This is a genomic window from Streptomyces sp. adm13(2018) (assembly GCF_008042145.1).
Lineage (GTDB): Bacteria > Actinomycetota > Actinomycetes > Streptomycetales > Streptomycetaceae > Streptomyces.
Map to the genome: position 1 here is coordinate 226,396 of NZ_RDBH01000129.1, position 14,158 is coordinate 240,553.

A 14,158-nucleotide genomic window follows, 5' to 3' on the forward strand; every position below is an offset into this window, starting at 1 on the left:
CCACCGCGTCCGCGCCGACGACCGTGCCGCCGGTCAGCTTGGCGTCCGGGGCCACACGGGCCGACGGGAGGACCAGGCGGTCCCCGCAGCGGCCCGGCACGGCCGGGGAGGGCGCGCGGCCCCGCCGACCCCACCTTCCGGGTGACCCCCGACGGCTCGGTCTGGCGGGCGAGCCGTACGCCCGAGGGCCCCGGCACGATCCGGTTCGCGGTCCGGGACGGCGCGGCCACGGCCGAGGCCTGGGGCGAGGGCGCCGGCTGGCTCCTGGACCACGCGCCCGCGATGCTGGGCGCCGAGGACGACCCCGCCGTCTTCGTCCCCCGCCACAAGCTGGTCCTGGCCACCCACCGCCGCCGCGCCGGCCTCCGGCTGACCCGCACCGGCCTGGTCCTGGAGTCGCTGATCCCGACGATCCTGGAGCAGAAGGTCACGACGACGGAGGCGTACGGGGCCTGGCGGCACCTGGTGCGGAAGTTCGGCGAGCCCGCCCCGGGCCCGGCCCCCGCCGGCATGCACGTGATGCCGGACGCGCGGACCTGGACGCGGATCCCCTCCTGGGAGTGGCACCTCGCGAATGTCGACGGCAAGCGCGCGGCGACCGTCGTCCGCGCCGCCCGGGTCGCGGCCCGCCTGGAGGAGGCCGTGCACATGGATCCGCCGGCGGCCCGCGAGCGCCTGGAACTCGTCCCGGGCATCGGCCCGTGGACGAGCGCGGAGACCGTCCAGCGGAGCAACGGAGCCCCGGACGAGGTCACCACCGGCGACCTGCACCTCCCCGGCATCGTCGGCTGGGCGCTCGCGGGCGACCGGACGGCCGACGACGAGGCGATGCTGGCCCTCCTGGCCCCCTACGCGGGCCAGCGGCACCGCGCGGCCCGCCTGATCCTCCTCAGCGGCCGCGTACCGCCCCGCAGGGCGCCCCGCATGACACCGGGGAACATCACCGCCCTCTGAGGAGAGGCCCGGCCGGGGAGAGCACCTCTCGCGCACGACGCGCAGGCGGCGGCAGCCGGTCCCGTGCTCCGCGGCAGCCGGTCCCGCGCTTGGGGGGAGCCGGTCCGGCGCCGGAGGCGGCCGGCCCGCCGCTACCTGACCGCGACGAACTCCGCGGCCGACCGTGCCGCCCGCTCGCGCGGCGCGGTCGCGGGCCGTCCGACGGCCACCGCGCCCAGCGGGTCCCAGTCGGCCGGCAGGTCGAGGACCTCCCGTACGACGTCCCGGCAGAACATCGTCGACGACACCCACGCCGAGCCCAGCCGCTCACCGGCCAGCGCCACCAGGAAGTTCTGCACGCCCGCGCCCGCCGCCACCACGAACATCTCGCGCTCGGCCGCGTCCCGGCGCGGGTCGCCGTAGTGGTGCGAGCCGTCCATGACGAGGCAGGGCACCGCGAGGTAGGGGGCGTTGCGCAGCACGTCCCCGCGCCGGACCCGCTTGGCGATGGACTCCTCGGACCGGCCGTCCCGCCGCAGGTCCGCGATCCACGCGTCCCGCATCGCGTCGAGCAGCCGCAGCCGCGACTCCGCCGATTCCAGGAGCACGAAGCGCCACGGCGTCGTGTGGTGCGGGGCCGGCGCCGTCACGGCCGCGGCGACCGCCCGCCGTACCGCGCCCGGGTCGACCGGTTCGTCGGTGAACTCCCGTACGGTCCGGCGCAGCGTCACCGCCTCCCGTACGGCCTCCGAGGTGCCCAGCCGGAACATGTCGTCCTCGGCGGAGCGCACCAGCGCCCGCGCGCCCGGCTCCCCGTCCCCGCCGACCACGTGCGGCAGGCCCCGGACGACGGCGACCGGAAGCCCCGCCGCCTTGCCCTTCACCAGGTCGCCGGCGGCGGCGAGCTCGTCCGCGGTGGCGACGACGGTCGCGCTCAGCGGGTTGCCGAAGGCGTCGGTCCCGCCGCGCAGGTCGTCGAGGACCCGCACCCCTGCCGCGCCGATCGCCACGTCGGTGAGCCCGCCGCGCCAGGGGCGGCCGAAGGTGTCCGTGACGACGACGCCGACGTCGACGCCGAGCGCCTCGCGCAGTCCGGTACGGATGCGCCGCGCCGAGGCGTCGGGGTCCTCTGGCAGCAACAGCACGGTCCCGGCGGGGGTGTTGGAGGCGTCGACCCCGGCGGCGGCCATGATCAGCCCCTGCCGGTTCTCGACGATCCGCAGGGTGCCGCGCCGGGCCACCACCCGCACCGTCTCGGCGTCGATGGCCTCCTCGCGGTCGCCGGCGGCGACCACCCGCCCCTCGGCCTTGCTCACGATCTTGGAGGTGACGAGGAGGACGTCCCCGTCGGCGAGGTCCGGCGCGCCGGCGGCGATCAGCTTGGCCAGGTCGTCCCCGGCCGCCACCTCCGGCAGCCCGGGCAGCGCCCAGACCCGGTACGAGGGGACCTCGGGAGCGTCACCCGACGGGGTCACCGCAGCTCCTCGGCGAGCGCCAGGGCCTCGCGCGCCATCGCGGCCGTCGCGTCGACGTCGGTCATCATCAGCGGCACCGCCCGGCAGCGGATGCCCGCCGCCTCGACGTCCGCGACCGCGTCCGCGTCGACGGTGTCGACGAGCCAGCCGCCCAGCAGCTCCGGGCCGTAGTGCGAGGCGACCGCGGCCGCCGTCGCCTCCACGCCGACCGCCGCGAGCACCTTGTCGGCCATCCCGCGCACGGGTGCGCCGCCGACGATGGGGGAGAGGCCCACGACGGGCGCCCCCGCCGCGACGATCGCCTCGCGGATCCCGGGCACGGCCAGGATCGTCCCGACGCTCACCACGGGGTTGGACGGCGGGAAGAGGATGACGTCCGCCGCGGCGAGGGCCTCCAGGACGCCCGGCGCGGGCTTCGCGGCCTCCGCGCCGACCGGCACGATCGCCTTCGCGTCCACGGAGGCGCGCAGCTTCACCCAGTACTCCTGGAAGTGCACCGCGCGCTGCTCGCCGCCGACCTCGATCGCCACGTGCGTCTCGACGCGGTCGTCGGACATGGGCAGCAGGCGCACGCCCGGCTGCCAGCGGGCGCAGAGCGCCTCGGTGACGGCGCTCAGCGGGTAGCCCGCGCCGAGCATCTGGGTGCGGACGATGTGGGTCGCGAAGTCACGGTCGCCGAGGCCGAACCACTCGGGTCCGACGCCGTACGCCGCGAGCTCCTCCTTGACGGTGAAGGACTCGTCCGTGCGTCCCCAGCCCTGCTCCTCGTTGATGCCACCGCCGAGGGTGTACATCACCGTGTCCAGGTCGGGGCAGACCTTCAGCCCGAAGAGATGGATGTCGTCACCGGTGTTGCCGACGACCGTGATCTCCGCGTCGGGCGCGGCCTGCTTGAGGCCGCGAAGGAAACGAGCACCACCGATACCGCCGGCCAGAACCACAATGCGCATGCCCCGCAGTCTGTCAGGCCAGTGCGACCTCAGGGGCGGCCGGGGCGCACTGTGCCTGGAGCGACTCGTGCATCGGCATCTCGGTGAGGCCGGGGAAGTAGACGTGCAGGCTGACGGCCGGTTCGAGGGAGTCGTTGACGACCTCGTGGACGTACCCGGGCGCGAAGACCCGCTGGGAGCCCGGCGCGAGGGCCCGGGTGCCGCGCTCCGTACGCTCCGTCAGTTCGCCCTCCAGGACGGTCAGCACGCCGGAGGACACTCCGTGGTCGTGCAGCCCGCTGCCCTGGCCGGGCACCCAGGAGAGCAGCCACACCTCGTAGCCGGGGCCGGTGCGCAGCCGGTGGTACCAGCGGGCCGTGGCGTCGTACTCGACGTACGGGGCCCACTGGGCGCGGTCGTCGGCGATCGAGCGCGCCAGCCCGGCGAAGTCGGCCACCGTCTCGGGGTGGGGGCGCGCGGGCTGGAGGAGGTGCGGGACCTCGAGGATGTCGCCGGCGATCTGAAGGTCGCTGTCCATGTTCATGGGTGGGGAGGTTCCTCAGCAGAAACAGAAGCGGTGGGGGGTCACGAAGAGGTGACGCGAGTGACGCAGGGTGACGCTGGGGGAGAGAAGCTGGAGCTCTGCGGCATCAACAGCTGGGACAGCAACAGCAACAGCGCGCCTGGACAGCGCTGCGGAACCCACGGCTGTGGGTCGCGGAGGGCGCTGCGGTCGCTGGCATGCCACCAAAGGTGGCCGGAAGGGCACCCGACTGTCAACTCAATGCCCGATTTGGGGGTAATGTTTCACCTCATCCGGTTACTCCGCGGGGAGAAAGGTTTGTTCAGCCGCGGACCAGGACAGATGGCGCTTCAGTCGTGCCCGTAAACATGGCAGCGCCGCGCGATCGACCACGCTCGGTCACCGCGCGCACCCGAGCGGTCCGTGACCGGACTGTGATCAGGATCGCTTCCATGGCTGGATCGCAACAAGATCCAAGTCTCGGACGTCCTCCCCTGCGAGGGCCGCGCGCGGCGGAGTCGGGCCGGTGGGGCATGTGTCGCGTTTTTGGTGATTTGAACACTTTCCGCATACGCTTGGTTCCGCAGAGTGAATACGAGGCCCAATAGCAGATCTCGGCTTGACTCGCGTAAAGCACGAACTTGTAATTTCACTCGTGTCGTTCGGCCGGGTTCGCAACGGCAAGACCACGGGGACGCACAGAACAGACGAGGGGCGCACATGACCGAGTTGTTCCAGGAACTGCTGGTCGAGGACGCGGACGAAGAACTCGGCTGGCAGGAGCGCGCGCTGTGCGCCCAGACCGATCCCGAGTCCTTCTTCCCCGAGAAGGGCGGCTCCACCCGAGAAGCCAAGAAGGTCTGCCTCGCCTGCGAGGTCCGCTCCGAATGCCTCGAATACGCGCTCCAGAACGACGAGCGTTTCGGGATCTGGGGCGGTCTCTCCGAGCGGGAGCGCCGCCGCCTGAAGAAGGCGGCGGTCTGAACCGCCGCGCGAGCCGCGCACGCCACACCACCACGAACGGTCCGCCCCCTGTGCTTCCCCCTCAGGCGGCGGACCGTTCCGCGTCCGGCCCCGGCGCCCGGCCGGAGCGGACCCGCCGCGGCGCCCGGCCGGAGCGGATCCGCCTCCGCGTCGGCGTCCGGCCGCAGTGAACCCGCCTTCGCGCCCGCGCCCCGCCGGGGCGATCCCGTCTCCGCGTCGGCGTCCAGCCGGAGTGAATGCGCCTCCGCCGCCTGAGGGGGAAGCACAGGGGGCGGACCGTTCGTGGTGGTGTGGCGTGCGCGGCTCGCGCGGCGGTTCAGACCGCCGCCTTCTTCAGGCGGCGGCGCGAACGCCCCGACGCGCGTGACTCCTCCCGCCGTCCCCGCCCGCGCGGGACGCCCCGCCGGAGCGAATCGGCCCACCGCCGACGCCCGTCGAGCCCCGGCCCCTTCCTCCCGCTCTGTCCACAGAGCACCGGTCCGCTCCGTCCACAGGGCGGCGGACCCCTCCGCGTGCAGCCGTTAGTGTGGGCCTCCGTCCGAGACGCTTCCCACGCCCCCCGCGGGGCGACCCCGGCCGGAGGGCCCGTAGCTCGATGTCCTCGACTCCTGAGTTTCCGCGACACGTCGTCACCGCCGTGCTCGTCACCCACGACGGCGCCCGCTGGCTGCCGGACGCCCTCGCCGGGCTGCTCGCCCAGGAACGCCCCGTGCAGAACGCGGTCGCGGCCGACACCGGCAGCGCCGACGACTCCGCGCGGCTCCTCACCGACGCCATCGGCGCCGACCGCGTCCTCCACCTCGCCCGCCGCACCGGCTTCGGCGCCGCCGTCGAGGAGGCCGCCCGCACCGCGCCCGTGCTCGGACCCGAGGACCTCGCCTACCTGAAGCGCCCCAGCGGCTGGGACCCGGTCAGCCGGACCTGGAACGACGAGGCGTACGACCTCCCCGACCTCCCCCACGGCGAACCCGTCCAGTGGCTCTGGCTGCTCCACGACGACTGCGCCCCCGAGCCGGACGCCCTCGCCGAACTCCTGCGCGTCGCCGACTCCGACGCGGACGCCGCCGTCATCGGCCCCAAGCTGCGCGGCTGGTACGACAGGAAGCAGCTCCTGGAGACCGGCGTCTCCATCGCCCGCAGCGGCCGCCGCTGGACCGGCCTCGACCGCCGCGAACAGGACCAGGGCCAGCACGACCAGGTCCGCTCCGTCCTCTCCGTCTCCACCGCCGGCATGCTGATCCGCCGCGACGTCTTCGAGGAACTCGGCGGCTTCGACCGGCGCCTGCCCCTCATGCGCGACGACGTCGACCTGTGCTGGCGCGCCCACGCCGCCGGCCACCGCGTCCTCGTCGCCCCCGACGCCGTCCTCCGGCACGCCGAGGCCTCCGCCCGCGAGCGCCGCACCGTCGACTGCGCCGGCCGCACCGCCGCCAACCCGCACCGCGTCGACAAGGCCGGCGCCGTCTACACCCTCCTCGCCAACAGCCGCGGCGCCGCCCTCCCGTACGTCCTCGTCCGGCTCGTCGTCAGCACCCTGCTCCGCACCCTCGCCTACCTCGTCGGCAAGGTCCCCGGACAGGCCGTCGACGAGGTCATGGGCCTCCTCGCCACCCTGCTGCGCCCCGAGAAGATCCTCGCGGCCCGCAAGCGCCGCAAGAACCCCGCGGTCCCGGCGGGCGAACTCCGCCCGCTGTTCCCGCCGCCCGGCGCCACCGTCCGCGCCGCCGTCGAGCAGTTCACCGCCAACTTCGGCGGCTCCGAGGCCGATTCCGGCGGCTCCCGCCACGGCGTCGTCGAGTCCGGGCCCGGCGGCGACGACGCCGACTACCTGGAGGTCGAGCAGTTCGCCCGGCTCAAGAAGATCGCCCGCAAGCCCGGCCCGGTCCTCTTCGCCCTGCTGCTCGTCATCTCCCTGGTCGCCTCCCGCAACCTCTTCGCCGGCGGCTCGCTGGCCGGCGGCGCCCTGCTGCCCGCCCCCGACACCGTCTCGGAACTCTGGTCGCGGTACGCCGACGGCTGGCACCCCCTCGGCACCGGCGGCACCCAGACCGCCCCGCCGTACCTCGCCGTCCTGGCCGCGCTCTCCGCGCTGTTCCTCGGCTCCACCTCCACCGCGCTGACCCTGCTGCTCGTCTGCTCGGTCCCGCTCGCCGGCTTCACCGCGTACTTCGCCGCCCGCGGCATCGTCGAGTCCCGGCTGCTGCGCGCCTGGGGCGCCATCGCGTACGCGTTCCTGCCCGCCGCCACCGGGGCGCTCGCCACCGGCCGGCTCGGCACCGCGATCCTCGCGATCCTGCTCCCGCTGATGGCCCGCGCCGCCGTCGCCGCCCACGGCTTCAACCGCCCGGACCGGGGCAGCTGGCGCGCCACCTGGGCCTACACCCTCCTGCTGACCTTCGCGACCGCGTTCACCCCGGTCGTCTGGCCGCTCGCCGTCCTCCTCGGCCTCGGCGTGCTCGTCGTACGGCGCTCCGACATCACCGCGTACGGGCTGCGCTTCCTGGCCGCCGTCGGCACCCCGCTCCTCGTCCTCGCGCCCTGGTCGCTGACCCTGCTCACCGACCCGGCCGCGTTCCTGCGCGAGGCCGGACTCGACATCCGCACCGGCACGGCCGGCGCGCTCGACCTGCTCGCCACCAGCCCCGGCGGCCCCGGCACCACCACCGGCGGCCTCCTCCTGGCCGGCCTCGTCCTCGCGGGCCTGGCCGGACTGCTGCGCGAGGAGCGCCGGCTCGCCGTCCACGCCGCCTGGGCCGCCGGCCTCGCCGGCCTCCTCTTCGCCGCCCTGTCCAACGGCGCGGGCGGCACCGGCTGGGCCGGACCCGCCACCCTCGTCTACGGCGCCGCCCTCATCGCCGCCGGCATGATCGGCGCCGAGGGCGGCCGCACCCGCGTGGCCGCCCACGGCTTCGGCTGGCGCCAGCCCGTCGCCGCCCTCATCGCCCTGGCCTGCGCGGTCGGCCCCGCCGTCGCCGCCGTCGGCTGGATGATCGCGGGCGCCGACGGCCCGCTGACCCGACGCGACCCGGTCCAGGTCCCGGCGTTCGTCGCCGAGGAGTCCGGCACCCGCGACCAGCCCCGCACCCTCGTCCTCGGCGGCACCTCGCCCGGCGAGGTCACGTACTCCCTGGTCCGCGGCTCCGGCGCCCGCCTCGGCGACGCCGAACTCACCGCGGGCGCCGAGCCCGACCCCCGCCTGGACGACGTCGTCGCCCACCTCGTCGCCGGCTCCGGCGCCGACCAGACCGAGCAGCTCAGCGGCTTCGCGATCCGCTACGTCCTGGTGCGGGACGGCGCGCCCCGCCAGTTGGGCCGCGTCCTCGACTCCACCCCCGGCCTCAGCCGCCTCAGCCAGCTCGACGGCAGCGCCCTCTGGCGCGTGGACCGCGAGATCGCCCGGGTCATGATCGTCCAGCCGGCCGCCGAGACGGCGGAGAAGACGACCGACGGGGCGGCCGCGAAGCCCGCCGACACCACGGCCCCGGTCTCCGTCGCCGCCGGCCCCGTCGAGGCGCACACCGAGATCCCGGCCGGCCCCGCCGGCCGCGTGCTGCGCCTCGCCGACCGCGCCGACGAGGGCTGGACCGCCACCCTCGACGGCAAGGAGCTGACCCGCACCACCGTCGACGGCTGGGCCCAGGGCTTCGAACTCCCCGCCCAGGCCGGCCGCCTCGACCTCACGTACGACCAGCCGTTCACCCGCTCCGCCTGGATCTGGGCCCAGGTCGGCCTCGCCGTCGTCCTCCTCGTGCTCGCCCTGCCCGGCCGGCGCCGCGAGATCGACGACGACCTCCCCGAGGAGGCGATCGCGATCCCCGCCCAGGCGACCGAGGGCGACGGCCGACGGGCCCGCCGCCTGCGCGCCGCCGCGGAGGCCGAGGCGGACGGCGAGGCCGGGACCGGCCGGGAGCCGTCGCCGGAGACCGGGGCGACCCCGGACCGGCCGACCGACGAGCCCGGGGAAGGGGACGGCGGCGGCTACGCCCCCGCCCATCCCCAGCCCCACGAGGAACAGCAGCAGCCCCAGGGGTACGCCGAGCAGGGCTACTACCAGGAGTACGCGGCCGACCCGTACCAGCAGCAGGCCTACGCGTACCCCCAGCAGGGCTACGAGCAGCAGCCGCAGCAGTACGACCCCCAGCAGGCGTACCCCGGGCAGACGTACCCCGAGCAGGGCTACGACCCGCAGCAGTACGACCTCCAGCAGGGGCAGTACGGGCAGCAGCCCTACGAGCAGCAGCCGCAGCAGGAGCAGCAAGGGCAGCCGCCGCAGCCGCCGTACGACCCGCAGCAGTACGACCCGTACACCTACGGCTACGGCCACCCCCAGGGCCACGAGACCGAGCAGCGTCCCGACGGGAGCAGCAACCAGTGAAGCGCAGCCCGTACGCGGTGATGTCGGAGCGCCGTACGACGAGCACGCCGAGGCCGAGGAGGACGGCGAGCGGCCAGACGACCGGGGTGAACGCGGTCGCGAAGGTCAGCAGGAGGGTGTAGGCCCAGGTGGCGCGCCAGCTGCCCCGGTCCGGGCGGTTGAAGCCGTGGGCGGCGACGGCGGCGCGGGCCATCAGCGGGAGCAGGATCGATGCCCAGCACCTCCGAGCTGGCCGAGACGCTCTACACCTCGTACACCCCGCCCGGCGGCACGGACGACGCGGCGAAGGGCGGCACGGACGGCTCCGGCACGGACGGCAAGCCCGCCGCCACCGCCCTGCTGCGGGCCGCCGCGAGCACCACGACCGCCGGCGGCGCCACCAAGGGCGCCCCGAAGGGCAAGACCCCGAAGGCCCCGGCCACGGTCACCGCCCCCGGCAAGCCCGTCACCGTCCAGGCGGACGGCCCGGCCGTGCCCGCCCTCACCGGCTCGGCTACCGGCGCCCTCGCCCCCGGCTGGACCGTCCAGCAGACCACCGTCGTCCCCGCGGGCGGCGCCCGTGGCCTCCTCGGCCTCAGCTGCGGCGCCCCCGACACCGACTTCTGGTTCCCCGCTGCCTCCACCGCCAAGGAGCGCCAGGACTACGTCCACCTCACCAACCCGGACGACACGGCGGCCGTCACCGACATCGAGCTGTACGGCCCCGAGGGCGTCCTCAAGTCCCAGTTCACCGAGGGCATCCCGGTCCCCGCCCACTCGACCGTGCCCGTCCTGCTGTCCACCCTCACCGGCGAGACCGCGCAGCAGTCCGTCACCGTCCACGTCACCACCCGCAGCGGTCGGGTCGGCGCGGCCATCGGCGCCGCCGACGAGAAGCTGGGCAGCGACTGGCTCGCCGCCTCCGCCGACCCGGCGAGCACCGCGGTGCTCCCCGGCATCCCGGGCGACGCCACCGCCGTACGCCTGGTGGCGTTCGTCCCGGGCGAGGACGACGCCGACCTGAAGGTCCAGCTGGTCACCCGGAACGGCACGATCGTCCCGGCGGGCGCCGGCTCCCTGCACGTGAAGTCGGGGATGACGGCCTCCCTCGAACTGCCGGGCCTCACCCGCGGCGAGGTGGGCTCGCTGGTGCTCAGCCCCGCCGACCCGAAGAAGCCGACCCCGGTCGTGGCCGCGCTCCGCGTGGTCCGCGGCAAGGGCGCCGACACCGAGGTCGCCTTCGTACCGGCGACCGGGGCCATCTCCGGCCGGGCGACGATCGCCGACAACCGGGCCAAGGGGACGACGCTCGCCCTGACCGCCGTCGGCACGGAGGCCGAGGTCAAGGTCACCGCCTCGGCGGGCTCCGGCGGCGGGACGGCGGTGTCGAGGACGGTCACCGTCAAGGGCGGCAGCACCACGGCCCTGACCGACCTGGTCCCCGAGGGCCTCAAGGGCTCCTACGCGCTGACCGTCGAACCGCTCTCCGGCGGCCGGGTGTACGCGTCGAGGATGCTGGCGGTGCCGCAGGACGGCACCCCGATGTTCACGGTCCAGGGCTTCGTCGACGACCGCGGCACGGTCGAGGTCCCGACGGCCCGCCAGGACCTGGGGGTCCTGGACTAGGCAGCCCTCCTGCCTCGCTCCGCGGGGCGGGGGCGGAGCTTCCGGCCCCTTGCTCCGCAGGGGCCCCGGTCAGTCCTGCCCGTACCGGGGGTCGACCGACTCGGGGGAGAGTCCGAGCAGCTCGGCGACCTGCTCCACGACCACCTCGTGGACGAGGAGCGCCCGCTCGTCCCGGCTCTTCGAGCGGATCTCGACCGGCCGCCGGTACACGACCACCCGAGCCGGCTCGTCCTTCTCGGCGGCCGCGGAGCCGCCCAGCGGCACCGTCTCGCCCGGCACCGTCGGCGGCACCTCCATCACGAGGAACTCCACGTCGGAGAGCTGCGGCCAGCGCCGCTCCAGCCGCTCCACCGAGTCGAGGACGAGATCGCGGAAGGTGTCGGCCCGGCTCGTGGAGAGCGGCACCTGGGGAGGGGCCACCGGTCCCCGCATCCCGCGGCCGTGCCGGTCGCGGCGGCGCACCCGGGGCTCCGCCGGGGGCTCCGAGGAGTGGTGCGGGGGGCTCGGAGGCACAGGAGTGTCCATCACTGACGCAGCGTAACCCTCATCCGCGCCCGAGCACCGTGGCGCATCCTCGCCACCTTTCCGCGCGCTCCCGTCCCGGCGCGCCTCCCCTGTCGCAACCTGAACGTTCCGGCCAACGCTCCGCCCGTTTCGCGGTCCCGGGACGATCGGCCATCTGGCCGTGGTTGACCGGATCCATACCCTCGACTGTCCGGATCACGTACTGCCGCGACCCCCTTGCGGCCCCTCCCGCGCAGGTCGGAGCGGCTGTCATGCGGGCAGGGGTGGCGGAGGTCACACCGCGACACGGGGGAGTGACCTGAGGGAGAGTCGTCGCGGCCCGCTCAAGAGTGCGGTACCGTCCAACGTCGTGAGCCCTGTACGTCGCTGTTCGCGCACTGCGTGCGGCCGCCCTGCCGTCGCGACACTGACGTACGTCTATGCCGACTCGACTGCGGTCCTCGGCCCGCTCGCCACCTACGCCGAGCCCCACTGCTACGACCTGTGCGCCCCGCACAGCGAGCGCCTGACCGCCCCCCGCGGGTGGGAGGTCGTGCGGCTGACCGACGCGTCCACCCCGCCCCGCCCCAGCGGCGACGACCTCGAAGCCCTGGCCAACGCGGTACGCGAGGCGGCCCGCCCCCAGGAGCGCGCGGCCGAGGCCGGCGGCAAGGGCGGCGGAGGCCGCGGCGGCGACCCCATGGAGGTCGGCCGCAGAGGACACCTGAGGGTCCTCCGCTCCCCCGACAACTGAGCGCAACCGGCCACCCTCCGCGTACCCCCTTCCCGCTCCGGGTAGCTTTGGCGTTCCGCACACGCGCCGCACACGCGTGCCGAGAGCTCAGGAGGGTGGATCCGTGACTGCCGATCTGTCGCAGATCGTGAAGGCGTACGACGTCCGCGGAGTGGTACCCGACCAGTGGGACGAGTCGCTCGCCGAACTCTTCGGCGCCGCCTTCGTCCGGGTGACCGACGCGGCCGCCATCGTCGTGGGCCACGACATGCGCCCCTCGTCGCCCGGCCTCGCGGACGCCTTCGCCCGCGGCGCGGCCCGCCTCGGCGCCGACGTCACCCTGATCGGGCTCTGCTCCACCGACCAGCTGTACTTCGCCTCCGGCAGCCTCGACCTGCCCGGCGCGATGTTCACCGCCTCGCACAACCCGGCCCAGTACAACGGCATCAAGATGTGCCGCGCCGGAGCGGCCCCGGTCGGCCAGGACACCGGCCTGGCCGACATCCGGCGGCTGGCGGAGACCTGGTCGGAGAGCGGCGCCCCGGAAGCGGCGGCCACCCCGGGCACGGTCACCCGCCGCGAGACCCTCGACGACTACGCGGAGTACCTCAAGTCCCTGGTCGACCTGAGGGCGATCCGCCCCCTCAAGGTCGTCGTGGACGCGGGCAACGGCATGGGCGGCCACACGGTCCCCACCGTCTTCGAGGGCCTGCCGCTGGACGTCGTCCCGATGTACTTCGAGCTCGACGGCACGTTCCCGAACCACGAGGCGAACCCCCTGGACCCGAAGAACATCGTCGACCTCCAGGCCCGCGTCGTGGCCGAGGGCGCCGACCTCGGGCTCGCCTTCGACGGCGACGCCGACCGCTGCTTCGTCGTCGACGAGCGCGGCGAGCCGGTTCCGCCGTCCGCGATCACGGCCCTGGTCGCGGCCCGCGAACTCGCCAAGCACCCCGGCGGAACGATCATCCACAACCTGATCACCTCGTGGTCGGTCCCGGAGGTCGTCCGCGAGCAGGGCGGCGAGCCCGTCCGCACCCGCGTCGGCCACTCCTTCATCAAGGAGGAGATGGCCAAGACCGGCGCGATCTTCGGCGGCGAGCACTCGGCGCACTACTACTTCAAGGACTTCTGGAACGCCGACACCGGCATGCTGGCCGCCCTCCACGTCCTGGCGGCCCTCGGCGGCCAGGAGGGCACCCTCTCCGCCCTGGTGGCGGCCTACGACCGCTACGCGTCCTCCGGCGAGATCAACTCGACCGTGGCCGACCAGAAGGCCAGCGCCGCCAAGGTCCGCGCGGCGTACGAGGGCGGCGACGCCACCCTCGACGACCTCGACGGCCTGACGGTGACGGCCGCCGACTGGTGGTTCAACCTGCGCGCCTCCAACACCGAGCCGCTGCTGCGCCTCAACGTCGAGGCCCGCGACGAGGCGACGATGGAACGCGTCCGCGACGAGGTCCTCGCCCTGGTCCGCGCCGCGGCCTGACACCCGCGCACCCCCACCGCCGGGGGACGGGGCGACCCCCGTCCCCCGGCGGTAGGCTGACCTGGCCCGAAACCGCTTGTTCGAAGGGACATCCCATGCCGCTCGAAGCCGGCCTCCTGGAGATCCTGGCCTGCCCCGCGTGCCACGCTCCGCTGAACGACCGCACGGCGGACGAGACCCCCGAACTCATCTGCACGAGCTCCGACTGCGGCCTCGCCTACCCGGTCCGCGACGACATCCCGGTCCTCCTCACGGACGAGGCCCGGCGCCCGTAGGTCCTGGCCCGAAGAGGCCGGTCCGCCCGCGGGGGACCGGATGACGGGACGGCGGGGCCGGTGCCACGGGCCGGGCTCCGGCCCTGACCACCGGCCCGCACGACAGGGCGGGGCCGGCCGGCGCCTGGCGGACCACGTTCCACGGCTCGACTCGACGGAAACTCGGTTCACGGAACAAGGGGCTCGCGGCCAGAGGCGTCCCACGGGCAGGGCACGGGACACGGACGGGCCCGGGACCCCTGCCGCACCCGGCGCCGCACGCCACGGGCGCCCGCACAGCAGGTTCATGCCAGCCCGGCCCCGATGCCCCCAGCACGCCCTCCGCGGCAACGT

At 74.8% G+C, this 14,158-nt stretch carries 11 protein-coding genes and 1 pseudogene; 7 read left to right on the forward strand and 5 right to left on the reverse strand.

Annotated elements, in window-relative coordinates:
- The coding region (locus tag EAO70_RS17660; RefSeq protein WP_410091292.1) for a DNA-3-methyladenine glycosylase family protein at positions 1–954 on the forward strand (954 nt) is incomplete at its 5' end.
- 131 nt (positions 955–1,085) lie between these two features.
- Here the strand turns inward: EAO70_RS17660 and EAO70_RS17665 are convergent.
- From EAO70_RS17665 to EAO70_RS17675, 3 genes are read right to left on the reverse strand one after another with little or no spacing between them, the layout of a single operon-like run.
- Positions 1,086–2,408 carry a coenzyme F420-0:L-glutamate ligase gene (locus EAO70_RS17665; RefSeq protein WP_148003914.1) on the reverse strand — a complete coding sequence of 441 codons (1,323 nt, stop codon included), beginning with the start codon at positions 2,406–2,408 and terminating at the stop codon, positions 1,086–1,088.
- The gene (gene cofD, locus EAO70_RS17670) at positions 2,405–3,358 is read right to left on the reverse strand and encodes a 2-phospho-L-lactate transferase (protein ID WP_148003915.1); all 954 of its coding nucleotides are present in this window, start codon (positions 3,356–3,358) and stop codon (positions 2,405–2,407) included. The genes EAO70_RS17665 and cofD overlap by 4 nt, the downstream gene beginning before the upstream one ends.
- Before the next feature lie 13 nt (positions 3,359–3,371).
- Positions 3,372–3,881, reverse strand: coding sequence for a cysteine dioxygenase (locus EAO70_RS17675; protein ID WP_148003916.1), 510 nt, complete (start codon positions 3,879–3,881; stop codon positions 3,372–3,374).
- A gap of 699 nt (positions 3,882–4,580) precedes the next feature.
- On the opposite strand from EAO70_RS17675, the gene EAO70_RS17680 reads away from it, so the two are divergent.
- Positions 4,581–4,844 (forward strand): WhiB family transcriptional regulator, encoded by a 264-nt coding sequence (locus EAO70_RS17680; protein WP_015033978.1) that lies wholly within the window; start codon positions 4,581–4,583, stop codon positions 4,842–4,844.
- A gap of 595 nt (positions 4,845–5,439) precedes the next feature.
- Positions 5,440–9,219, forward strand: a complete 3,780-nt coding sequence (locus tag EAO70_RS17685) for a glycosyltransferase family 2 protein (protein ID WP_148003917.1) — start codon at positions 5,440–5,442, stop codon at positions 9,217–9,219.
- Here EAO70_RS17685 and EAO70_RS39290 read toward each other — a convergent pair.
- A pseudogene (locus EAO70_RS39290) lies at positions 9,218–9,430 on the reverse strand (hypothetical protein); the annotation flags it as partial. The gene EAO70_RS17685 and the pseudogene EAO70_RS39290 sit on opposite strands and share 2 nt — an antisense overlap.
- Here EAO70_RS39290 and EAO70_RS38000 point away from each other — a divergent pair.
- Positions 9,430–10,824, forward strand: coding sequence for a DUF5719 family protein (locus EAO70_RS38000; protein WP_222723473.1), 1,395 nt, complete (start codon positions 9,430–9,432; stop codon positions 10,822–10,824). The pseudogene EAO70_RS39290 and the gene EAO70_RS38000 overlap by 1 nt on opposite strands.
- A gap of 69 nt (positions 10,825–10,893) precedes the next feature.
- On the opposite strand, the gene EAO70_RS17700 is transcribed toward EAO70_RS38000, so the two are convergent.
- Positions 10,894–11,349: a metallopeptidase family protein gene (locus EAO70_RS17700; protein ID WP_148003918.1), complete on the reverse strand. Its 456-nt coding sequence runs from the start codon at positions 11,347–11,349 to the stop codon at positions 10,894–10,896.
- 298 nt (positions 11,350–11,647) lie between these two features.
- Here EAO70_RS17700 and EAO70_RS17705 point away from each other — a divergent pair, with 298 nt between their 5' ends.
- The 3 genes from EAO70_RS17705 (at position 11,648) to EAO70_RS17715 (ending at position 13,825) form a co-directional block, all read left to right on the forward strand.
- Positions 11,648–12,082, forward strand: a complete 435-nt coding sequence (locus tag EAO70_RS17705) for a DUF3499 domain-containing protein (protein WP_148005200.1) — start codon at positions 11,648–11,650, stop codon at positions 12,080–12,082.
- A gap of 103 nt (positions 12,083–12,185) precedes the next feature.
- Positions 12,186–13,550 carry a phosphomannomutase/phosphoglucomutase gene (locus EAO70_RS17710; RefSeq protein ID WP_148003919.1) on the forward strand — a complete coding sequence of 455 codons (1,365 nt, stop codon included), beginning with the start codon at positions 12,186–12,188 and terminating at the stop codon, positions 13,548–13,550.
- A 95-nt stretch (positions 13,551–13,645) separates the two neighbouring features.
- Entirely contained in the window at positions 13,646–13,825 is a 180-nt protein-coding gene (locus EAO70_RS17715) for a Trm112 family protein (RefSeq protein WP_148003920.1), read from the forward strand.
- Positions 13,826–14,158: the final 333 nt, after the last annotated feature.